This is a genomic window from Actinoplanes flavus, assembly GCF_017592555.1.
Taxonomy (GTDB): domain Bacteria; phylum Actinomycetota; class Actinomycetes; order Mycobacteriales; family Micromonosporaceae; genus Actinoplanes; species Actinoplanes flavus.
The window spans coordinates 25,142-46,875 of sequence record NZ_JAGFNS010000009.1 but is presented as its reverse complement, the minus strand read 5'-3'; the positions used below and the strand labels follow the sequence as shown (position 1 = coordinate 46,875).

Here is a 21,734-nt window from a genome sequence, read left to right as displayed (position 1 = left end):
GCCGACGCCGCGGTGATCGTTAGCGGGTGCCCCGGAGCTTCGCCCGGGCGGCGCGCCGGCCCCGGAGGTACGCACGCGGTCCGGCAATCATGCCTCGCCGATTGGCCGTCAGCAGCTCTCGCGGGAAATCGTCCTGGAGGGTCGACACCCGCAGGCTGTCCGAGCCGGTCAGGTCGCGCAGCGCGGTGGGCGCCAGCTTGATCAGCGACCAGAGCAGTCCCGGGCGGCCGAGCAGCAGGCCGGTGTACGCGGCGGTCAGCCCCGTGCCGTACCCGACCATCTGCTTGTGCAGGCCCTCGAAGTCCCGCCGGTGGTAGTGGTGGGTCACCGCGGTCGGCTGATAGACGATCGTCCCACCGGCCAGCAGCACCTGGGTGAACGCCAGGGTGTCCTCCGACCCCATGGCCGGGGTGCCGGCGCCGAGCGCGTTGTCCCAGCCACCGATCCGCTCGATCACACCGGGACGGAAGGTCATGTTGGCCCCGGTGCCGAACGGCGGCAGCGGGTAGAGCGGGCTCTGGATGTGCGCGGTGTGCGGGCCGAAGGTGTCCGGCTTGAAGCCGCGCCCCTTGCTGTGCCCGCCGAACTGCTCGAACCAGATCTGCGCGCGGCTCTCCAGCTCGGCCGGGACGATCACACCGGAGATCACGTCGGCCTCCGGGTTGTCGACCAGCGCCCGGGCCACCTCGGCCAGCCAGTACGTGTCGGCCAGCTCGTCGTCGTCGATCCAGGCCACGATCTCGCCCCGGGTGGCGGCCTCGGCCGCGTTACGGGCGAACGACAGCCCCGCGTTCGGCTCCAGAAGGTAGTCGACCGGGCCGCGGCGGGCCGCCGACCGGACCACCTCGGCGGTGGCGTCGGTCACCGGGGCGTTGTCCACCACCAGGATCCGGGCCGGCTTGTAGTGCTGGGTGAGCAGGCTGTCCAGGCAGCGGGCCAGCGCGCCGGGCCGCTCCCGGGTGCAGACCACCACGGTGATGTCCGGGGCGGAGGCCAGCGCGGCACGGCGGCTCGCCAGGAAGGCGGGCTCGCTCGCCGGGACGAACCCGTCGGCCGGCACCGGGGCGCCGCCGAGGCGCGGGCGCACCACGTCGCCCAGCTCCCGGTCGATCGCCGCGGCCAGGTCGCCGGGGGTGAGGCCGTGCTGCGGCACATCCACCAGGATGGTGCCGAGCGGCTCGGTGAAGAGCCGGACCAGGGCCCAGGCCTGCTGGACCCGGCGGCCGTCGGGCGCGGTCGCGCCGACCGGCGGCAGGGGCTCGGACAGTTCCAGGTCGAGGACGACGGCGGGCAGGACGCCGCTCTCCTCGTCGAGCCGCGGAGCGGCGGGGACGGTCGCGGTCACGGGGTGGCCTCCACCGGGGTACGGCGGCTGAGCCGCTTGGAGCTGACGGTCTCGACGACGCCACCGAACCCGGCGGCGGCCACGCCGGCGACGACACCGCCGGAACGCAGGAAGTTGTCGGCGCCCTTGCCGGACAGGCCGGCGCCGAAGTAACGGAACATCGCCTTGGGCAGGGCCCACAGGTAGTCGCGCTCGGCGCCCAGCGCGTCGTTCTCGTGCAGGCCGGCCATCTGGACCTTGCCGCGGCCCTCGGCGTAGCACCGGCGCACGAAGAACCTGAAGCTGGACCGCTCGACCGGGACCTCGTGCTGGATCACCGCGCTCGGCACGTACATCCAGCGGCCGCCGTTCACCTGGCTCATCCGCAGGCAGAGGTCGGTGTCCTCGGGCCGGTTGCGGGAGCCGAGCTTGCCGAAGCCGACCCGGAAGCCGCCGGCGGCCTCGAAGACGTCCTTGCGGACGATCATGTTGGCCGACCACACGTTGCGGATGGGCGCGGTCTCGGTGGGCATGCCGGCGTACGAGCCGCCGACCGCCCACAGGAACTCGGCCGGCATCCAGCGCGGGGCCGGGCCCTCCCAGGCGGGCTGGATCGCGCCGCCGGTGCCGACCACGGTGGGGTCGGCGAACGGCTCGATCTGGCGGGCCAGCCAGTCCGGGTCGGCGATGATGTCGTCGTCCAGGAAGGCGACCAGCGGCGTGCGGGCGTGGAACGCCCCGGTGTTGCGGTTGCCGGAGACGCCCTGGGCGTACGCGTTCTGCAGCACCGTGACGCCGGGCAGCTCACGCTGGATCCGCTCGTGCATCGCGGGGTTGTGGTCGACCACCACGACGATCTCGTCGGGGGTGTGCGTCTGCGCACGCGCCGAGGCCAGGGTCCGGGTCAGGTAGTCCCACCGCACCTCGGAGTAGGTGGGGATGACGATCGTCGTGGCGTGGGTGTGGTTCACGAGGGGAGTGCTCCTGTGGGCGGGAGGGGCGCTCGGGTCAGTCGTCGAGCTGGGTCGTGCTGCGCAGCTTGTTGATGTCCTGGGTCTGCACGTTGCCGAGGTCGTCCAGCATCCGGGCGCGGGCGGCGCTCAGGTCCTGGGTCGGCTGGGTGCCGAGGTCGTCCAGCGCGCGGCTGCGGATCTTGTTGATGTCGTCGGAGCGGCGGGCGCCGACGTCCTCACGGCGGGCCGCCCGGTTCAGGTGGCTCGCGTCGCGGCGCGGGTCGGCCGGGTGCCGGGTGGCGACCGGGTGCGCGGGCGCGGCCGGCGCGGGCGGGTTGACGACCTGGCCGAGACCGCGTGACTGCGGGGCGGCGGCCGACGGCGCGACGTGCTGGAGGCCCTCGACGAACGGGCGGAGGCCGGCGCCACGGCGGCGGCGCATCCGGCCGTACTCGCTGAAGATGGTGCGGAGCACGCGGAACCCGTCGCGGAAGGTGTTCAGGTTGCTCTCGCCGAAGATCCGCTCGTGCTCGGTGCTGCCGACCTCGCCGACCTTCAGCTTCTCGGCGACCGCGCGGATGTTGATCATCGTCTCGATCTCGAAGCCGTCACCCCACAGCTTGCTGCCGTCGGAGGGGCGGGGCAGCGAGACGTCCGGCAGGTCGAGGGCCGGCACGACCGAGCGCCAGAACGCGTTGTAGCCGTAGCAGAGGTCGGTGAAGTGCGTCCGGAACAGGACGTTCACCACCAGGTTGAGGCCGTCGTTGCCGAGCTTGCGCAGCTTGGTGATGTCGTGGCTGTGCCCGCCGTGGCTGAAGCGGGACCCCTTCACGAAGTGATCGCCCTTGACCAGCTTGTCGACGAAGAGCGGGATCTCCGCCGGGTCGGTCGAGCCATCGGCGTCGATCATCACGATGATGTCGCCGGTGCAGGCGGCGAAGCCGCACGCCAGCGCGTTGCCCTTGCCGATCCGGGTCTGCTGAACGATCACCGCGTCCGGGCGCAGCTCGCGGGCCACCTCCACGGTCCGGTCCTTGGAGCCGCCATCGACGATGATCACTTCCGTGATCATCTCCGGGAGCTTCGCGAACACGTGCGGCAGGTTCCGCTCCTCGTTCAGGGTGGGAATCACGACGCTTACGGTCGGTGATTGCGGACGGTTGCTGTCAGTGTTCGGGTTCAAGTGCGAAAGCTCCATGTCGGTCCCTTCCGGGGGGCGGCTATGCGACTTTGTTGCGCGAATTCCCGAAGGACATCGCACAGCCGCTCGCTTCAGGAAATCAACCTAGCAAGGGATTACGTAGCGTCAACAGACCGAGAGAAAGGTTCGGGTCACAGGTGACCCGAAGTTGACAGTCGCAGTATGGCCGGAGCAAGTACTACCAGGTGGCCGCGCGCGATCAAGGCCACATTCGTTACGTAGCGTAACGGGCATTGGCCGTATCTGTGGACCAGTCCGGAGAGTCTCTGGCAAATACATAAAGCCGGAGTTGATCACCGCAAATCCGGACAAGATCGGCAACTGCCAACCCTTGCTATTTGCTTACTTTCCGGACGTGACCGTTTACGCGGCGTGTATATCGGTGCCCGTCCCCGTGACTCTCCGACAGCGGGCCGTGAGCGTTACGGTGGATCAGGGGGGAACAGTCACCGGCCACCCGTAGCCTCCGGGGCTGTCCACCGTTGGTGAGGCGATGGTGATTCAAACCGGACTCTGCGTCTGCGGGCACTCGATTCGGGCGCATGAGCACTACCGATCCGGGTCGGAATGCGCGCTTTGCGAACCCGGCCGCTGCCCCCGGTTCCGGCCGGCTCTGCGCTGGTGGCGCCGCCTTCTGGGGCCTCGCTGACCGGGTGACCGTTCGGCCGAGGGGGGATCCTCCGCCCCGTCGCCGGTACGGCGGATCGGTGGTCGTCCGGTTCGGCGGAATGCGATGGCCGGCGCTCGGCCGGATCGCTGATTTTCGATGACCTCGGGTATTGGATCGGGCATCTGTGACCAAGTCGGCCGTCCGCAAATTCCTAGCGGATCTGTAGGCTTACTGTCACTTTGAGCCGAGGGGGAGATCCCATGTCACTTCCCGACTTCCTGATCGCCGGTGTGCCCAAGGCGGGCACCACCGCGCTGCACGCCGCACTCACCGGGCACCCGCAGCTGTTCCTGCCGCAGGTGAAGGAGCCGAAGTTCTTCCTCTCCGACGGGCCGCCGCCCACGATCGGCGGGCCGGGCGACGTGCAGACCTACCAGGAACACGTGTGGCGCCGGCCGGACTACGAGAAGCTGTTCGACCCGGCGCCGCCCGGTGTCCTCAAGGGCGAGGCCACCCCCTTCTACCTGTACGACCTGGCCGCCCACGACCGCATCAAGGCGCTGATCCCGGAGGTGAAGCTGATCATCCTGCTGCGCGATCCGGTGGACCGGGCGCACTCCAACTGGACCCACCTGTGGGTGGCCGGCCTCGAGCGGGAGGCCGACTTCCTGGCCGCCTGCCACGCCGAGCCGGCCCGTAGGGAGGCGCACTGGGCCGACTTCTGGCACTACATCGGCCTGGGCCTGTACGGCCGCCAGCTCCAGCACCTCTACCAGCGCTTCTCCCGCGACCAGGTGCTGCTCCTGCGCTACCGCGACCTCAAGGACGACCCGGCCGAGACGCTGGACCGGGTCTGCGCCTTCCTCGGCGTGCGCACCGGGGTGCTCACCGCGATCCCGCGGGAGAACGTGAACCGCCACTACGTCGAGGACAACGGCGTGAACCGGGCGATCCGCGGCCTGCTGCGGTCCGGGGGGAACTTCGGTCACCGGTTCCCGGTGCCGCTGCGGCTGGCGGCCCGGGGCCCGCTGCTCACCCTGCTGCACCGCAAGCGGGGCAACCGGCCCGTCACCACCCCGCAGGAGCGGGCCGCGCTGCTGCCCTACTTCGCCGAGGACATCGCCCTGTTGCAGGACGTCACCGGCGAGAACTACGACGACTGGCTGAGCCTGGACCGACACGCCCGCGCCCGGTAAAGCCCACATTTCCCATAGATCATGCAAACTTGACGCGTCCGTCGTCGCCGCTGACCCCAGGGAGCCGCTTTGACCATCGGAATCACCGCCCTGCCCCTGCCCGGATGGGAGGACTCCACCGTGGTGGTGGAACCGCCGGGCACCGAGCCGGGCGCCTGGTCCGGCGCCCCCAGCACGGTCCACGCGGACTCCTACGTCTACCTCGCCTACCGCCTGCGGCTCCCGATCGGCGCGGGCCGGGGAATCGCCAACGTGGTGGCCCGTTCGGCTGACGGCCTGCACTTCACCGTGGTCGCGGAGATCGGCAAGGACCGCTTCGGCGCCGAGTCGCTGGAGCGGCCCGCCCTGGTCCGCACCCCTGAGGGTAGGTGGCGGCTCTACGTCAGCGCCGCCACCCCGGGCACCAAACACTGGCGTGTCGACCTGCTCGAGGCCGACACGCCGGAGGGGCTGGCCACCGCGCCCGCCCGCACCGTCCTGGCCGGCGACGAGACCGCCGGCGTCAAGGATCCGGTGCTGCACCACGACGAGCACGGCTGGCACCTGTGGGCCTCGGTCCACCCCCTGGAGAGCTGGGCCGACGCCGACCGGATGACCACCGAGTACGCCACCAGCCCGGACGGCGTGCACTGGACCTGGGTGCGCACCGCGCTGGCCGGCCGTCCGGGGGAGTGGGACGCCCGCGGGGTCCGGGTCTCCTCGGTGGTGGTCGACGGCGACGAGATCACGGTCGCCTACGACGGGCGGGCCACGGCCGGCGAGAACTGGGAGGAGCGCACCGGGGTGGCCCACGGCCGGCGCCTGGCCGACGGCACGTTCGGGCAGCTCACCGCGGAGGACCGGCCGCCGGTGGGCAGCCCGCACGCGCCGTACGGGCTGCGCTATCTGAGCCTGGTGGCGCTGCCGGACGGGCGGCAGCGGCTCTACTACGAGGCGACCAGGGCCGACGGGGCGCACGATCTGCGGACCGAACTCGCCTGACGCGTCGCGCACGGTAATCGTCTGCGGACGGACCGGCACCGAACCCGGGAGCCGGTCCGAGGTCCTCCCGGTATACGAAGAGTGACGGCCAGCACATTCTTTCCGCCTCGAAAGGTGCGTGCCTCCACATAGGAGGTGCTATTTGGGAGCGTTTCCAGGAAACGGGAAATAACGATGCTGTTAACCGTCCCTGAAAATCGTGGTTCCGGCCATTCGGCCGCACTGGGCGGAAGTGGCGTTTGTGCCCGGATAGCCGGGGGTATCGGCAGTCCCGAACGGGAGGGGCCCGGTCGGAGGCGGGGGTGCGATGCGGACGCTGGGTGGCCGCTACCGGTTGGTGAACCGCATCGGCCTGGGCGGCATGTCGGAGGTCTGGCGCGGCCACGACCACGTCCTCGACCGCCCGGTCGCCGTCAAGATCATGGCGCCCGCGGTGGAGGGCACCCTCGGCGAGGCCGGTGTCGCCCTGATCCGTGCCGAGGCCCGCTCGGCCGCCCGGCTCGCCCACCCCAACGTCGCCGGAGTGCACGACTTCGGCACCTCGCCGGCGGCGGGGCGGGACGTCCCGTACATCGTGATGGAACTGGTCGAGGGGGAGACCCTCAGCGCGCATCTGGCCGCCGGGCGCCTCGACTGGCGCATCGGCGTGCGGGTCTGCGCCGAGGTCGCGGCCGCCCTGGCCGCCGCCCACGCCGAGAACGTCGTGCACCGCGACATCAAACCGGCCAACATCATGCTCACCCCGGCCGGCGCGAAGGTCCTCGACTTCGGCATCGCCGCGGTCGCCGGCTCACCCGACCCGGACCCGGACGGCCCGGTCATGGGCACCCCCGCCTACATCGCCCCGGAACGCTTCGAGGGCTGTCCGGCCACACCCGCCGCCGACATGTTCGCCCTCGGCACGCTGCTCCACCACTGCCTCTCCGGGCGTCTGCCGTGGACCGCCCGCACCCACACCGAGATGGTCCTGGCCCAGCGGTTCACCGACCCGGACCCGCTCCCGCGCATCGACGGCCTCCCGCCCGAGGTGCTCGACCTCTGCTCGCGCTGCCTGTCCCGCGACCCCGCCGAGCGTCCCACCGCCCTGATGGCCGCCCTGCTGCTGGCCGAGTCGGTGGACGCCCGCGTCTACGTCCCACTGGGTGAACTCTCCGCCGCCCCGGTGGACGAACGCGCCGCCGCCGCCCCCTGGGACGAACGCGCCGCCTCCGCCCCCACCGAGCACCACGTCGGCCGCCACCGCGCGTGACCACCCGGGATCAGCGGGATTCACCCTGGCGCAGGCGGGAGTGGCGGTAGCCGTAGGCGAAGTAGATGATCAGGCCGACGGCCATCCAGCCGACGAACCGGATCCAGGTGTCCAGCGGCAGGTCGGCCATCAGGTAGACGGCGAAGGCGATGCCGATCAGCGGCAGCACCGGCACCCACGGCACCCGGTACGGGCGGGGCATGTCCGGCCGGGTCCGGCGCAGCACGATCACGCCGATGTTGACCAGGACGAAGGCGAACAGCGTGCCGATGTTGACCAGCTCGACGATGGTGCCCAGGGGGACGAACGCCGCCAGGACCGCGATCGACACGCCCAGGATGATCGTCAGTCGCGCCGGGGTCCCGTACCTCTGATTGACCGTGGCCAGGCGCCGGGGCAGCAGGCCGTCGCGGCACATGGCGAAGAAGATCCGGGTCTGGCCGTAGAAGATCACCAGGACCACGCTGGTGATCGCGACCACCGCGCCGAGAGCCAGGACGGCGGCCGCCCAGTTCATCCCGGCGCCCTGGTCGAGGGCGGCGGCGAGCGGGGCGTCGCTGGACGCCATCTGCTCGGGTGTGGCGATGCCGATCGCGCCGATCACGGTCAGCACGTAGAAGACGGTGCAGATGGCCAGCGACCCGAGGATCGCCAGCGGCAGGTCGCGCGCCGGGTCGCGGGCCTCCTCGCTGCCGGTCGACACGGCGTCGAAGCCGATGTAGGCGAAGAAGATGATCGCCGCGGCCGAGGTGATCCCGTCCACCCCCTGCGGCGCGAACGGGGTGAAGTTGCCGGTCCCGAAGTTCGCGAACGCCACCACGATGAAGAACAGCAGCACCAGCAGCTTGATCACGACCATCACGAGGTTCACCCGGAGGCTCTCGGTGACCCCGCGGACCAGCAGGAACGTGATCGCCAGGACGACCACCACGGCCGGCAGGTTGAAGATTCCGCCGTCCTCCGGCGACGTCGCGATCGCCGTCGGCAGGCTCACCCCGAAGGCGGCGTCGAGGAACGCGTTGAGGTTGCCGCCCCAGCCGAGCGCGATCGCCGCGACCGACACCCCGTACTCCAGGATCAGGTCCCAGCCGATGATCCAGGCGACCACCTCGCCCAGGGTGGCGTAGGCGTAGGTGTAGGCGCTGCCGGAGACCGGGATGCTCGACGCCAGCTCGGCATAGGACAGCGCGGAGAACGCGCACGCCACCGCGGCCAGCACGAACGACAGCACGACCGCCGGACCGGCGATCCGGGAGCCCTCGCCGATGACCACGAAGATGCCGGTGCCGATGATCGCCCCGACGCCCATCGCGGTGAGGTGGCGGACGCTCACCGCCTTCTTGAGCCGGGTGCCCTCCTCGGCGGTGCCGCTGATCAGCGAACCCACGTCACGGGTGGCGAACATGCGGTGCCCGACCATGGTCTGCCTCCTCCCCGGCGGCCCCGCCGCCGTCGCCAGCCACGGTCGCCCAGGGTCCGGCACGCCGCAACGTCAGATTGGCACATCAGACCGCGGACCGGCGCGATGCGCCGAAACCCCCTCCTCCGGTTGCGGAATCCGCGGCTCATGGCACGGAAAACCCCTTTGGCGTACGCGTTGTGCGCCGTGATCACCGTCTGGCGCGGCAGCCTGCGAGGGCAGCCGCGAGGGCTGTACGGTGGGGCGAACGGGCAGTTCGCCAGGCTCGGAGGGCACGATGGGCGAGGCCGTCATGACCACGCGGCGACAGGCCGACGGCGCGCTCGTGGCCGACCTGCGCGGCAGCCTCGACGCGGCCACGGTCGACGGGCTGCGGGGCGTGCTGCTCGAGACCCTCCATCGGGACCGGCCCCGGCTGATGATCGTGGACCTGACGTTCGTCACCTTCATGGACTCGATGGGCATCGGCATGCTGGTCGCCTGCTGCGAGGCGGCCCGCGACCTGGGCTCCCGCTTCGTGCTGCGCAACCCGAACGAGTTCGTCCAACGGCAGCTGCGGATCACCGGTCTGACCGGCCTGTTCGGCCTGCCCGCCGAGTCCGGCGCCCAGCCCTACCGGATCTGATGCGCCACCGGGAAGTGGATCGGGCCGCGGATCAGGGTGGACCGGCGGCGCCGGAGCGGGCCGGCCCGGTGCAGGCCGGGCATCCGCTCGGCCAGCCGGCGCAGCGCCACGGTCGCCTCCAGGCGGGCCAGCGGAGCGCCTACGCAGTAGTGGATGCCGCTGGAGAAGGCCAGGTGGTCGGCCTCCGGGACGCGGTGGATGTCGAACCGGGCGGCGTCGGCGAACACGGCCGGGTCCCGGCCCGCCGCGCCGAGCAGGGTGACCACGAACTGGCCGCGCCGGACCACCGTCCCGGCCACCTCGACGTCCTCCAGCGCGCACCGGGCGGTCCGCTGCACCGGCGGGTCCCAGCGCAGCGTCTCCTCGATGGCACGCTCGGCGAGCCCGGCCGGGTCGGCGCAGAGGTCCGCCCACTGGTCCGGGTGGTCGAGCAGGGCGCCGACCGCGTTGCCGATCAGGTTGACCGTGGTCTCGAAGCCGGCCACCAGCAGCAGGCGCAGCATCGGCATCATCTCGGCCGCCTCGACCCGGTCGCCCTCGGCGGCCAGCAGCCGGCCGACCACGTCGTCCGGCCCGGTGCCGGCGGGCAGGCCGCGGCGGGTGGCGACGAGCCGGGTGAAGACGTCCTCCAGTTCGCGGCTGGCCTCGATGAGCCGGGCCGCGTGCCGCAGCGAGCGGATGCCGTCCAGGGCGCTGCCGAAGGTGGCGCCGTGTTCGGCGAAGCGGCTCGCGTCGGCGTCCGGCACGCCCAGCAGGTCGGTGATCACCGCGATCGGCAGCGGCGCGGAGAATGCGCTGACCAGGTCGAAGGTCTCCGCCGCGGAGGCCTCCTCGAGGAGCTTGTCGACGGTCTGCTCGACCTGCGGGCGGAACCCGGCGATCTGCCGCGGGCTGAACGAGGGCTGGGCCAGGCGGCGCAGCCGGGTGTGGTCCGGCGGGTCGCGGTCCAGGAAGGACATGTCCACCTGGGTGCCGGGTGGGGGCGGGCCGACGTTGTCGGCGGCGCGGACCCCGAACCGGCGGTCCCGCAGCACCGTGTCGCACACCCGGTGGCTCGGTGTCACGTAGTTGCCGAGGCGGGTGGGCGCCATGTCGCCCTCGGCGCGGAGGCCGTCGTAGATCGCGTACGGGTCGCGGCGGCCGGGCGCCAGGTGCAGCCGGGACATCGGGTCGCCGCGCAGGTAGCCGTGGTAGGCCACGGCCAGCCGGTTGGCGTACAGGGTGGTGGCGAAACGCAGGGCGCGCACGGTGCCCTCCTCCCGAAGGTTCCGGTTCGAGCCTAGGGGAGGAGGGCGAGCGGAGCACTCAGCAGTCTTCGGCGACGTAACCGATCAGGTGGGCGAGCGCCGCGTTCCAGTTGATGGTGAGCTCGTTGGTGGACCAGGACTGGATGTCGTCGATGTAGCAGAACTGGCCGGTGCAGCCCTTGAGCAGGTTCTGCGCGACCGGATCCTGGATCGACGAGTTGGGACCGCCGGACAGGGTGCCGGCCGGCGGGTGCGGCAGCGACGGGTCGAGCTGCGCGGCGTACCAGCGGCTGTGCTGGTTCCTCGCGTTGACCTCGCCGTAGCCGGTGACGTAGGAGATGTTCAGGGCGTTGCGGCCGAACAGGTAGTCCAGGCCGGTCAGCAGCCCGTCCCGGTACCGGTCCCGGCCGGTGAGCCGGTGGGCCGCGGCGATCACCACCAGGTTGTTGGCGATGATGCTGCTGGAGCCCCAGTCCCAGGCGTTGTTCGTGGGCGCGTAGCCGACGCCGTACGGGTGCTGCCGCTGGACCGCCAGGTACTCCTCGGCGCCGTTGACGACCTGGGCCTTCACCGCGGACAGGCCGGGCAGCCGGTTCGGGATGAGGGCGAGATCCATCTTCGCGGCGGCCGCGGTGACCGCCCAGTCGAACGCCACCGGGCCGAACACGTCGGCGGTGTGCTCCGGCGACGCCAGGACGTCGGACGCGTACTTCTTCTCGCCGGTGGTCAGGTACAGCTCGGCGGCCGCCCAGTAGAACTCGTCGGTCACCTTGTCGTCGTTGTAGGGGCCGCCGCCGGTGCCGTCGGAGACCGGGGCGTACAGGGCGGGATTCGCCTTGGCGGCGTCGTAGGCGGTGCGCGCGGCGGCGAGCGCACGGGCCGCGAAGGCCGGGTCGAACGGCTTGTAGAGGCGGGCCGCCTGGGCGGCGGTGGCGGCCACGTTCAGGGTCGCCGCGGTGGAGACCGGGTGCAGCTCACGGGGCTGCGGGTCGAGGTGCGGCAGCAGCGGCAGGCCGGTCCACGCCTGGTCGTGGATCTTGTGGTGGACCAGGCCGGCGTTCGGCTTTCCGGCCGGGACCTGCATGCTGAGCAGGAACTCCAGCTCCCAGCGGGCCTCGTCGAGCAGGTCCGGGACGCGGTTCGCGCTCTCCGGGATGCTCAGGTTCACCTTCCGGGAGCCCCTGTTGTGCTCGTACTCCGCGAGCAGCTCCCAGACCGAGATGCCGCCGTTGACGACGTACTTGCCGTGGTCGCCGGCGTCGTACCAGCCGCCGCGCACGTCCAGCGTGTAGTCGCAGACGCCGGGCTGGCAGGGCACCGCGCCGTCACCGCGGTTCGGGGCGACGTCGACGTGACCGGCCGGGCGGGCGTACCCCGGTCGCAGGTCGTCACGGATCTCGATGCCCGAGCGCTGGGTGTAGTAGAACTTGAGCGCGTCGGTGCGCAGCTGGTCGTACTCCCCGGGTGTGATGTCGAAGGGTCGCGAGGTCTCGCCGTCGGCAGTGAGGGTGAGCCCGGTGGCCTGGCGGCGATAGCCGCTGAAGTCGATGGTGTGGACGTTCTGCCCGGAGGAGGCGTCGACGCCGCGCGGGGTCGTCGTCCCCCGCTTGACCACCGTGCCGGCGCCGCTGCGCAGCTCCCAGGGCAGGGCGGTCGTCGACGACGTGACCAGGGTGGCGCCCTTCGGGCCGTCCGGCAGGTAGGCGACCTGGTTGACCCGCACGCGCGGCCCGGTGTCCGGCTCGTAGACCTCCGGCGGCACGCCGCCGACCAGCGAGACGTCGTCCACACAGAACCGCCACGGGTCCGGGCTGCCGCCGACCTGGAAGGCGACCTGGCCCTGCGCGGTGCTGGTGCTCGCGGTGAACGTGTACTCGTAGTGGGTGAGACCGCCGAGAACCGGTGACTGCTCGAAGTAGGTGTCGTAGGGGCTGACCGACAGGCCGGTGATGGCCCGGACCACGTGGCCGGCGGCGTCGCCGGACGCGTCGAAGCTGAACCGGTACGTCTCCCCGGCGACCAGATCGATGTCGTTCTGCCCGATCGCGGCGTCCCAGCGGTTGGTGGTGCCGCCCGGGACGTTCACGCAGGCCCGGCCGTCGACCAGCTCGATGGTCATGCCGCCGTTGGCCCAGAACGGGTCGGCGCCGTTGTCGAAACCGCCGTTGACGACCTGTTCGACTTCTTCGGCGTGGGCCGGCGCCGCGGCCCCGGCGATGATCAGTGCGGTGACTGTGGCAATTTTTAGGGAGCGCTCCCATAGAGGCATGGACACATATTGGTTGCGTCCGTGTTACGCGTCAACGCCCCTGGTCACGGAGCCAGGCGTCGATCAGCCCGCCGAAGTGCGCCAGGAACTTCTCGTGCTCGTGCACCGGGTACATGGCGCGGACGGTCTCCCGCAGCAGCGACCGGAATTCCTCCGAGTCGACCCAGTCGTACACGATGTCGTCGATGGTGCTGAGATGCTTGCCGCAGAACTCCCGATATTTCTCGGTTTCGAAGTAGTCATCGGCAAGCTTCCGATAAGCTTCCAGTTTTTCGTGGTATGTCCGGTCCGGATCGTCCGCGATCGCGAAGTAGTCGGCCGTGTTCATGTCGATCCGCGGCCGCCGGCCGGTCACCACGCAGTAGACCGTCCACCGCACCAGCGCCGTCATCGCCCACGGGAAGTAGTAGTGCAGCGAGGTCAGCGACACGTCCGGGCAGGCGTTGGCGTAGTCGATCGGGTGCACGTCGCCGCCGCGCACCAGCGACTCGCAACTGTTGAACTCCCACCGGAAGAACGCGTTGATCAGCCGGGAGATCGTCACCACCTCGTCGCCGGCGCCCGCCGACAGGAAGTCGTGGTCCACCTGGTAGCGGGCGTGCATCGGCTGCTCCGGGTGGAACCTCATCACCATCGTCTCCGGGCCGATGCTCAGGCTCCGGGCGAAGACGTCGTAACCCTCCACCGAGGCCTGCAGGTGCATGAGCCGCTCGCCGGACGCGTCGTACGCCGAGTGCAACTCCTCCTGATCCCGGATCTTGGACACCCCGACCCAGGCGCCCCCGTCGTACGGCTTCATCCACAGCGGGTAACCGATTCCGGCCGCCGTCGCCTCCAGGTCGAACGGCTGGTTGTAGCGGGCCGCCGTGTAGGCCCACCGCGAGTTCTCCAGCGGATTCTTGTACGGCACCAGAACCGTCTCCGGCACCTTCAGCCCGAGCCGCATCATGGCGCAGTAGGCGGCGTGCTTCTCCATCGACTGGAAGGTGAACGGGCTGTTCAACAGGTAGACGTCGTCCATCAGCGCGATCTTCTTGAGCCACTCCCGGGGGTGGTAGTACCAGTACGCCAGACGGTCGATGACCAGGTCGTGCCGTGGTTTGTCGCGCAGGTTGAACGGCTCGATCGTGACGCGGACCGGCCGGGCCCGGTGGGTGCGCCCGTCCGCCGCGGTGACCAGGCCGAGCCGGCGCATCAGCGACTCGTAGGCGCGTGGCCAGTCGTCCTCGGTGCCCAGCAGCATTCCGATGGTGTGCTCGACGTCGGCCACGTCGTCTCCCCTTCTTCTCGAGTCAGTCCGGCCACACCCGTCGCAGGAGGTCGGTCAGGTGTGGGTGCAGAGCGTCCCGCCAGCCGGTCCACGTGTGCGCGTCCGGATTCTCCGCGAAGGCCACGGGATACCCCTGTTTCCGCAAGAAATCCGCCATGTCCTGGTTGTTCGCCAGATTCTCCTCGGCGGCGCCGCAGGTCAGCGTCACGGGAACGGCCGGGCCGCTCGTCGCGGCACGCATCCGGCCGGTGAACCGGACGATCCGCCGCCACCCCGGGAAACCGGACTCCTGCCGGTCGTGCCGCGGCTGGAAATAGCTGCCCGACTGCAGGAACAGGCCCGCGAAACCGTCCGGATGCGCGCGCTGTGCGTGCAGCATGGACAGCGCGCCGAGACTCACCCCGGCGCCGATCACCGGGCCGGCCGCCAGCGCGCCCCGGATCCGCGGCAGCACCCGGCGACCGAGCAGCGCGGCATAGCCGGGATCGGCGGAAAACCACTCCTCCCGCCGCCGCACCGGCAGCAGCACCAGGTGAAACGGCACGGCCGAGGCCGCCGCGAACCGGCCCAGCCCACCCTGCCGGTGGTAGTCGGCGCCGTCGTGCGCCACCAGCACCCGCCCGGCCGCCCGCTCCGGCGACCACACCCGCGCCGCACCCAGAACCGGAAGCCGCAACCGCCGCCACACCCCCGGCCGCCCGGGAGCGGTCAGCCACCCCGGCTCGGCGTAGCCGGGACAGCGCAGCTCCAGCGGCCCCTCCTCGCTGCGGGTGCCGTCCGCGTGGATCAGCTCCAGCCGGTACTCCAGCCGCCACAGTGGTGGCCGCTCCCGGCACAGCTCCCAGGTCTTCAGCTCGGGCCGATAGGCCAGATCGGCGCGGAACGCCGAGGAGAGCACCCGCACCCCCGCCAGTAGCCGCCGCGGGTCGCGGTAGCGGAATCGCAGCAGGGCGCCGTCACACCACGCCCCGCCGGCACCCTCCATGAAGGCACACTAGCGCCGCGTGACGTCACCCGCTCGGCGTTGCTCACGGTGATCGGTGGTCCCGCCATCACACCCCTTCCCGGTACGGGCTACACCGTCGGCCTTCCATCAGGGCCGTTCCGCCCCGCCCCGCGATGTCGCTGCCCGCTCCCGCCGGTGCCGCGCCCGCCGGGCTCAGATCGGTGGCCGGGCCGGCGGCGGCCCTAGAGTCGGGGCATGCGGATGCGGATCGAGGGCGACGAACTGCCCGGGCGCTCCGGCGCCCCGCAGGCCGAGGCGCTGCGGCTCGGCGGCGTGGAGGTCGGAGTGCAGCGGCGTCAGGAAGTCGTGGACCGGGTGCCGGTGCACGCCGACCGTGCCGTCTGGGAGCTGGACGTGGACGTCCGCGAGAAGGACGAGGGCCTCGTCGACGTGGGCGGGCCGTGGGTGCACGGCCGGCCGGGCGCCCGCTTCCTCTACCTGAGCTGGGGCGCCACCGGGGACGGTTCGTTCGCCGTGTTCCGCCGGGCGAAGCTGATGTTCGGCGACATCCCCGGCGACCTGCTGCGCGCCGCGCTCTCCGGGGACCGGGTCCTGGTCGGGCGCCTGGGCCTGACCGGTCGTGACGGCGGCCCGCTCTGCGCTCGCGTGCGCCCACCGGACATCGTCTGGGCCGTGGAGTGAGGGTGGCTTGCTCTGGGCTCGCGTGCGCCCACCGGACATCGCCTGGACCGTGGAGTGAGGGTGGCTTGCTCTGGGCTCGCGTGCGCCCACCGGACATCGCCTGGACCGTGGAGTGAGGGTGGCTTGCTCTGCGCCCGCGTGCGCCCACCGGACATCGCCTGGACCGTGGAGTGACGCTGGTTACGCCGGGCGGGCCGGGGGCGTCTCCGGGGCCCGGAAATGTCAGAGGGGCGGCCTAGAGTCGGCGGCATGAGCGAGGTGGTCCGCGCGGGCGCGGCCGGGGTTCGGGTCCTGCACGGGCTGCTCCGGCCGGATGGGACGCTGGCCCTCTGGGGTGAGGACGCCGCGGCCGCGGGCCACGGCGCCGCCGGGCGCGGGGCGGCGCCGGAGCACCCGTTCGCGGTGCCGTCCGCGGGGCTGCCGGCCGGCGACGGCGGCACCGCCACGGTGGTGCTGCCCTCCACCGGAGCCGGGCCGCTGGCCTCGCCACATCTCGGGCTGCCACCGCGCCGGGGCACGCCGCGGCCCCGGCGGTGGCGGGTGCCGCTGGCGGTGGTGCCGTTCGTCGACGTCGATCTGGTGGCCGAGTTCGAGGGCCGGGCCGCGCCCTCGGCGCAGTGGCTGGTCGAGCTGTGCGGGTTCGCGGCGAGCCTGGTCCGGCGGGGGCGGGTGCTGCCGGTCGTCCGGATCGAGGGCCCCCGTCCCTCGGCCCGCTGGCAGCCGGTGCTGTCCGGCGCCGACGCGGTCCGCCGCTCCGCGCTGCTCGACCGGATGCCACCGGCCTGCCGTGCCGAGCACCCGGAGACCGGCGGCGACCCCTTCACCGCGGCGCTGGAGCGGCTGGTGGACGGGCTCGTGCGGACCAGGCTGGCCGAGGCCGGGGTCACCCTCGCCGACTACGGGTGGCTCGCCGCGCTGACCGGGGAGCCGGAGTTCGACGCCACCCCGGCGCTCGCCGACGAGCTGGCCGGTCGCCTCGGCGCCTGGTTCGAGCAGGCCGCGCGCGGCGCCGAGGTGCGGGTCTGCTTCCGGTTGAGCGATCCCCGCGAGCACGAGCCGGTGATGCCCGACGAGGTCCCCTTGCCGGAAGACACCTGGCGTCTCGAGTTCCTGCTCCAGGCGGTCGACGAGCCGAGCGTGCTGGTCCCGGCCGCCCAGGTCTGGCGGGACCGGTCGGCTCCCCTGCGCCGCTGGACCGGGCACCCGCAGGAGCGGCTGCTCGCCGGCCTGGGCCGCGCCGCCCGGCTCTACCCCGACCTGGCCGAGGCGCTGCGCGGCGTCCATCCGGGCGAGATGCTGCTCGACACCGAGGGCGCCCACCGCTTCCTGAGCCACGCCGCGGTGCTGGAGGAGGCGGGTTACGGCATTCTCCTGCCCGCCTGGTGGCGCCGCCGGCCGGCCCTCGGGCTGTCCCTGGAGGTGCGCGGCCGCGACCCGGTCTCGCAGGTGCTGCGCGACCGTGCGGTCGGGCTGCGGGAGCTGGTCGACTACCGCTGGGGCCTGGCGCTCGGCGGCCGCACCCTCACCGAGGACGACCTGGCCGACCTGGCGAAGGCGAAGGTGCCGCTGGTCCGGCTCCGCGGCCGGTGGGTCTTCCTGGACCCGGAGCGGCTGGCCGCCGGGCTGGCGTTCCTGAAACGGGGCGGCGGGCGGATGACCGCAGGCGACGCGCTGCGGGTGATGCGCCTGCTGCCGCCCGAGGAGCTGCCGCTGCCGGTGACCGACGCGCGCGGCGAGGGCTGGCTGGCCGACCTGCTCACCGGCCGGCTCGACCAGCGGCTCGAGGTGCTCGATCCGCCGGATGGTCTGGTGGGGACACTCCGGCCGTACCAGGTTCGCGGCTTCTCTTGGCTGGCCTTCCTCGACTCGCTGGGGTTGGGCGCCTGCCTGGCCGACGACATGGGCCTCGGCAAGACCGTGCAGTTGCTGGCGCTGCTGCTGCACCACCGGGAGGGGCCGGCCCTGCTGATCTGCCCGCTGTCGGTGCTGGGCAACTGGCAGCGCGAGGCGGCCCGGTTCGCGCCCGGCCTGCGGGTGCGGGTGCTGCACGGCGCCGACCGGGAGGAGCCGGCCGTCCTGGCCGCCGGGGCCGACATCGTGCTCACCACCTATGCGACAGCCGTCCGCGACGCCGACGCGCTGGCCGCCGTCTCGTGGGACCGGGTGGTGCTCGACGAGGCGCAGCACATCAAGAACAGCGGCGGAGCCACGGCCAGGGCGGTCCGCCGGTTCCCGGCCCGCAACCGGATCGCGCTGACCGGCACCCCGGTGGAGAACCGGCTGGCCGAGCTCTGGTCGATCCTCGACTTCGCCAACCCGGGCCTGCTGGCGTCGGCACACACGTTCCGGGCCCGGTTCGCGGTCCCCATCGAACGCTACGCCGACGAGGACGCCGCGGCCCGCCTGCGCCAGGCCACCCGGCCGTTCCTGCTCCGGCGGACCAAGGCCGACCACGGCATCGCCGCCGAGCTGCCCGCCAAACGGCACGTCCGGCACCTCTGCGGCATGACCACCGAGCAGGTCAGCCTCTACCGCGCGGTCCTCGACGACCTGCTGGAGCGGCTCGCCGAACCGGGCGAGAAGTGGCGCAAGGGCCTGGTGCTGGCCGCCATGACCAAACTCAAGCAGGCGTGTGTGCACCCGGCGCTGCTGCTCAAGGACAATTCGCCGCTGGCCGGCCGCTCCGGCAAGGTCGACCGGCTGGAGGAGATCGTCGACCACGCGCTCGGCGCCGGCGAGAGCCTGCTGTGCTTCACCCAGTTCGCCCGGTTCGGGGCGATGCTCACCCCACACCTGGCGGCCCGGTTCGGAGTGCCGGTGCGCTACCTGCACGGCGGCACGCCACGCGGCGCCCGCGACGCGATGGTCGCCGAGTTCCAGCGGGCCGACCGGCCGGGAATGTTCGTGCTGTCGCTGAAGGCGGGCGGCACCGGGCTCAACCTGACCGCCGCCAACCACGTGGTGCATGTGGACCGCTGGTGGAACCCGGCGACCGAGACCCAGGCGTCCGACCGCGCCTTCCGGATCGGCCAGCGGCGTGACGTCCACGTGCACACGCTGGTCTGCCTCGGCACCCTGGAGGAACGGATCGACCGTGTGCTGGCCGACAAGGGAGTCCTGGCCGAACGCGTGGTGGGGGCCGGCGAGGGGTGGCTGAGTTCGCTCTCCACCCAGGACCTGCGCGACCTGTTCGCCCTGGCCCCGGAGGCGATCGTTGACTGACCTCGGGTGTGGCGGCTCGTCGTGGGTTGGGGTGTGCGGTGGCTGATCTCGGGTGTGGCGGCTCGTCGTGGGTGGGGTGTGCGGTGGCTGACCTTGGGTGTGGCGGCTCCTCGCGGGTGGAGGTGCTCGGTGGCTGAGTTCCCGTTGGCCTTCCTCGGCATGTTCGAGGCGCTGAGGATGGGGCCGACCTTCGCTCGCGGGCGCCGTGACGAGCGGGCCGGGCACGTGCGCAGCCTCACCGTCTCCGGCAGCCTGGTCGTCGCCCTGGTCCGTGGGCCGGATGATCCGGTCGCCTTCCGGGCCCGGATCGCGGTCGCCGCCTTCGGCGCGTCCGAATGGGCACGGGTGGAGACGGCACTGGTCGCCGAGGCGCGGTTCGTGGCCGACCTGCTCGACGGGCGGATGCCCGCCGGGATCGAGGCCGTCTTCGCCGGCGCCGGGCTGAGCCTGCTGCCGCTGTCGCTGGACGAGGTGGCGATGGACTGCACGTGCGAGCGCTGGCCGATGCCGTGCGCCCACCTGGCCGCCACCTGCTACGCCCTGGCCCGTGCCTTCGAGGCCGACCCGTTCGAGGTGTTCACCTGGCGGGGCCGGCCACGCGACGAGCTCTTGATGCGCTTGCGGCGCCTGCGCGAGGCGGCGGTCGTCGACGCGACCGGGCCGGGCGCGCGCGGAGGTTCGGCCGGTCTCGCCGGGGTGGGCACTCCCGCCCCGCCCGGCGGTCCGGCCGGCGGTCCGGCGGAAACATTCGGCTCGGCCGGCGGCGTGGCGGGTGCTTCCGGTTCGGCCGCCGGTGCGGCGGGCGCTTTCGAATCGGCCGATGAAGCGGCGGAAACCTCTGGTCGGGGCGGTGGTGCGGCGCGTGGCTCCGGCTCGGCCGGGGGCCGGGCACATGCTTCGGAGGCGGATGGCGGCGCGGGGGACGTCTGGGCGGCGGCCGCCGATCCGGTCGCCTTCTGGGGGCGGCCGGCGCCTGGCGAAACCGGGCCTGGTGAGTCTGAGCCGAGTGGGCGTGGGCCCGGTGCCTCTGGGGCGAGTGGACATGCGCCGGGCAAGTTCGAGGCCGGTGAGCGTTGGCCGGGTGGGCCGAGCGGGTCCGAGGCCGATGGGCGTGGGCCCGGTGCTTTTGGGGCGAGTGGACATGCGCCGGGCGAGGGTGAGGCTAGTGAACATGAGCCGGCTGAGTTTGGGGCGCGTGGGCGTGGGCCGGGTGGCTCTGAGGCGAGTGGACGTACGCCGGGCGAGTCTGGGGCTCGTGGGCGTGGGCGCGGGTCGAGCGGATCGGGGTCGGGTGCCCCTGGGGTGAGTGGGGCGGGGACGGGACGGCGGGAGGGGGGTCTGCGGCCGGATGCTCTTCTCGATCAGTTGGATGCTCCGGGGCTTGCCCATCATGGCCGCGCGATTGTCGAGGTGCTGCGTCCCGCGTACCGGGCTCTGCCCGATGGAGATGATGCCGATTTTGTTCCCGAATGACCGTTTTAGCGTCATCGGCGCGACGTTTTGCAGTGGCCGCCAGGTAAGCGGGCGGACTGCCGTGAGAAGAGCATTTCCGCTGGTCAGCTGCGATTTTTGAGCTAAACACAACTGTTCCGTTCCTGCCTTTACGGCCACTCTTCGGGTCGGCCAAACGGCCGACATTCCGGAAAACGCCAGATTCGCCTCGGGGCCCCGTGATGAGCTACGCACGTCATGGCGATTTGTCCTGAAAAGGTGTGACAATGAAAAACGCAAAGCGGATGTTGGCACTAGCGGGTATGACCCTGGCAGCCGGCGCGATGCTCGGAATTGCGCCCGCCCAGGCGGCGCCCGGCGCCGACCAGTCGCCCCGTACCGCGACCGTCGCGAGCGGCTGGGGCTGGGATGTGGGCTGGAACAACGACTATGTCGTCGGCGTCTACAACAACCTGTGGGCCTGCCGCAATGCCGGCCGCTGGGTTGCCGGGGTCGGCGCGTGGACCGACTTCGACTGCGTACCGGCGTGGGATGTCCGTTGGGGCCGGATCTGGGTTCTCCAGATCGACAGGGGCTACTGGGGCTGGAACCGCTGGAACGGATGGCAAGGCAACTGGCCGTACCGCCCGAACTACCTGTACGGGAACACGTACAGCATCGGGGGCGGCTACGCCAATCCGTTCTATAACCGCGTCGGGTTCAGGTACGGCCACGGCGTGGGCGGCCTCGGGTACGGCGCCGGCCTGAACGGGTTCAGGTACGGCGCGGACGTTGACGCCGTCGTGGGTGGTGCTGTCGTGCGCGGTCCCTACGGGGGCGGTGCTGTCGTGGGCGGTGCTGTCGTGGACGGTGATGTTTACGGGGGCGGTGTTTACGGTGACGGCCCGTGGTACAAAAAAGGCAAGGTCGACAAGTCGGTAAAGTCCGTCAAGGCCTACAAGTCGAATAAGTACGACAAGCAAGACAAGGTGTACAAGGTACGCGACACGCACAAGAGCCCGCTGGGCGCATTGAGCATCGACGGCCAGTACAAGAACAAGTGATCACGCGAACGGGCCGCACCCCTC

At 71.7% G+C, this 21,734-nt stretch carries 16 protein-coding genes; 8 read left to right on the top strand and 8 right to left on the bottom strand.

Annotated features, from left to right (window positions below; all coding sequences use genetic code 11):
* Window positions 1-19: 19 nt before the first annotated feature.
* Genes J5X75_RS15245 through J5X75_RS15235 form a run of 3 tightly spaced genes read right to left on the bottom strand, consistent with a single transcriptional unit; the run spans window position 20 to window position 3,409 of the window.
* Window positions 20-1,345, bottom strand: coding sequence for a glycosyltransferase family 2 protein (locus J5X75_RS15245; RefSeq protein ID WP_208468054.1), 1,326 nt, complete (start codon window positions 1,343-1,345; stop codon window positions 20-22).
* Entirely contained in the window at window positions 1,342-2,295 is a 954-nt protein-coding gene (locus tag J5X75_RS15240; protein WP_208468053.1) for a glycosyltransferase family 2 protein, read from the bottom strand. The genes J5X75_RS15245 and J5X75_RS15240 overlap by 4 nt, the downstream gene beginning before the upstream one ends.
* A gap of 37 nt (window positions 2,296-2,332) precedes the next feature.
* Window positions 2,333-3,409 carry a glycosyltransferase family 2 protein gene (locus J5X75_RS15235; RefSeq protein ID WP_372450884.1) on the bottom strand — a complete coding sequence of 359 codons (1,077 nt, stop codon included), beginning with the start codon at window positions 3,407-3,409 and terminating at the stop codon, window positions 2,333-2,335.
* Between the two features lie 939 nt (window positions 3,410-4,348).
* Here J5X75_RS15235 and J5X75_RS15230 point away from each other — a divergent pair.
* The 3 genes from J5X75_RS15230 (at window position 4,349) to J5X75_RS15220 (ending at window position 7,514) form a co-directional block, all read left to right on the top strand.
* Window positions 4,349-5,284, top strand: a complete 936-nt coding sequence (locus J5X75_RS15230) for a sulfotransferase family protein (protein WP_208468051.1) — start codon at window positions 4,349-4,351, stop codon at window positions 5,282-5,284.
* A 69-nt stretch (window positions 5,285-5,353) separates the two neighbouring features.
* Window positions 5,354-6,265, top strand: coding sequence for a glycoside hydrolase family protein (locus J5X75_RS15225; RefSeq protein ID WP_208468050.1), 912 nt, complete (start codon window positions 5,354-5,356; stop codon window positions 6,263-6,265).
* A gap of 307 nt (window positions 6,266-6,572) precedes the next feature.
* On the top strand, window positions 6,573-7,514 hold the full coding sequence (locus J5X75_RS15220; protein ID WP_208468049.1) for a serine/threonine-protein kinase: 942 nt from the start codon (window positions 6,573-6,575) through the stop codon (window positions 7,512-7,514).
* A 10-nt stretch (window positions 7,515-7,524) separates the two neighbouring features.
* Here the strand turns inward: J5X75_RS15220 and J5X75_RS15215 are convergent, their stop codons facing one another.
* Complete coding sequence (locus tag J5X75_RS15215) at window positions 7,525-8,934, bottom strand: amino acid permease (protein ID WP_208468048.1); 1,410 nt, start codon at window positions 8,932-8,934, stop codon at window positions 7,525-7,527.
* A 292-nt stretch (window positions 8,935-9,226) separates the two neighbouring features.
* Here J5X75_RS15215 and J5X75_RS15210 point away from each other — a divergent pair, with 292 nt between their 5' ends.
* On the top strand, window positions 9,227-9,559 hold the full coding sequence (locus J5X75_RS15210) for an STAS domain-containing protein (RefSeq protein ID WP_238488109.1): 333 nt from the start codon (window positions 9,227-9,229) through the stop codon (window positions 9,557-9,559).
* On the opposite strand, the gene J5X75_RS15205 is transcribed toward J5X75_RS15210, so the two are convergent.
* The 4 genes from J5X75_RS15205 to J5X75_RS15190 are packed head-to-tail and all read right to left on the bottom strand — an operon-like array spanning window position 9,547 to window position 15,330.
* Window positions 9,547-10,806: a cytochrome P450 gene (locus J5X75_RS15205; protein WP_208468046.1), complete on the bottom strand. Its 1,260-nt coding sequence runs from the start codon at window positions 10,804-10,806 to the stop codon at window positions 9,547-9,549. The genes J5X75_RS15210 and J5X75_RS15205 overlap by 13 nt on opposite strands.
* Window positions 10,807-10,864: 58 nt before the next feature.
* Entirely contained in the window at window positions 10,865-13,075 is a 2,211-nt protein-coding gene (locus J5X75_RS15200; RefSeq protein ID WP_208468045.1) for a glycoside hydrolase family 9 protein, read from the bottom strand.
* Window positions 13,076-13,106: 31 nt separating this feature from the next.
* The gene (locus J5X75_RS15195; RefSeq protein ID WP_208468044.1) at window positions 13,107-14,345 is read right to left on the bottom strand and encodes an ATP-grasp domain-containing protein; all 1,239 of its coding nucleotides are present in this window, start codon (window positions 14,343-14,345) and stop codon (window positions 13,107-13,109) included.
* Between the two features lie 22 nt (window positions 14,346-14,367).
* Entirely contained in the window at window positions 14,368-15,330 is a 963-nt protein-coding gene (locus J5X75_RS15190; RefSeq protein ID WP_208468043.1) for an alpha/beta hydrolase, read from the bottom strand.
* Between the two features lie 216 nt (window positions 15,331-15,546).
* Here J5X75_RS15190 and J5X75_RS15185 point away from each other — a divergent pair, with 216 nt between their 5' ends.
* The 4 genes from J5X75_RS15185 to J5X75_RS15170 all read left to right on the top strand — a co-directional run bounded on the left by J5X75_RS15185 (window position 15,547) and on the right by J5X75_RS15170 (window position 21,710).
* The gene (locus J5X75_RS15185) at window positions 15,547-15,993 is read left to right on the top strand and encodes a DUF5990 family protein (protein ID WP_208468042.1); all 447 of its coding nucleotides are present in this window, start codon (window positions 15,547-15,549) and stop codon (window positions 15,991-15,993) included.
* A 249-nt stretch (window positions 15,994-16,242) separates the two neighbouring features.
* Window positions 16,243-19,215 (top strand): DEAD/DEAH box helicase, encoded by a 2,973-nt coding sequence (locus J5X75_RS15180; protein ID WP_208468041.1) that lies wholly within the window; start codon window positions 16,243-16,245, stop codon window positions 19,213-19,215.
* Between the two features lie 129 nt (window positions 19,216-19,344).
* Window positions 19,345-20,688 (top strand): SWIM zinc finger family protein, encoded by a 1,344-nt coding sequence (locus J5X75_RS44300; RefSeq protein ID WP_238488107.1) that lies wholly within the window; start codon window positions 19,345-19,347, stop codon window positions 20,686-20,688.
* 245 nt (window positions 20,689-20,933) lie between these two features.
* Window positions 20,934-21,710 (top strand): hypothetical protein, encoded by a 777-nt coding sequence (locus J5X75_RS15170; protein ID WP_208468040.1) that lies wholly within the window; start codon window positions 20,934-20,936, stop codon window positions 21,708-21,710.
* Window positions 21,711-21,734: the final 24 nt, after the last annotated feature.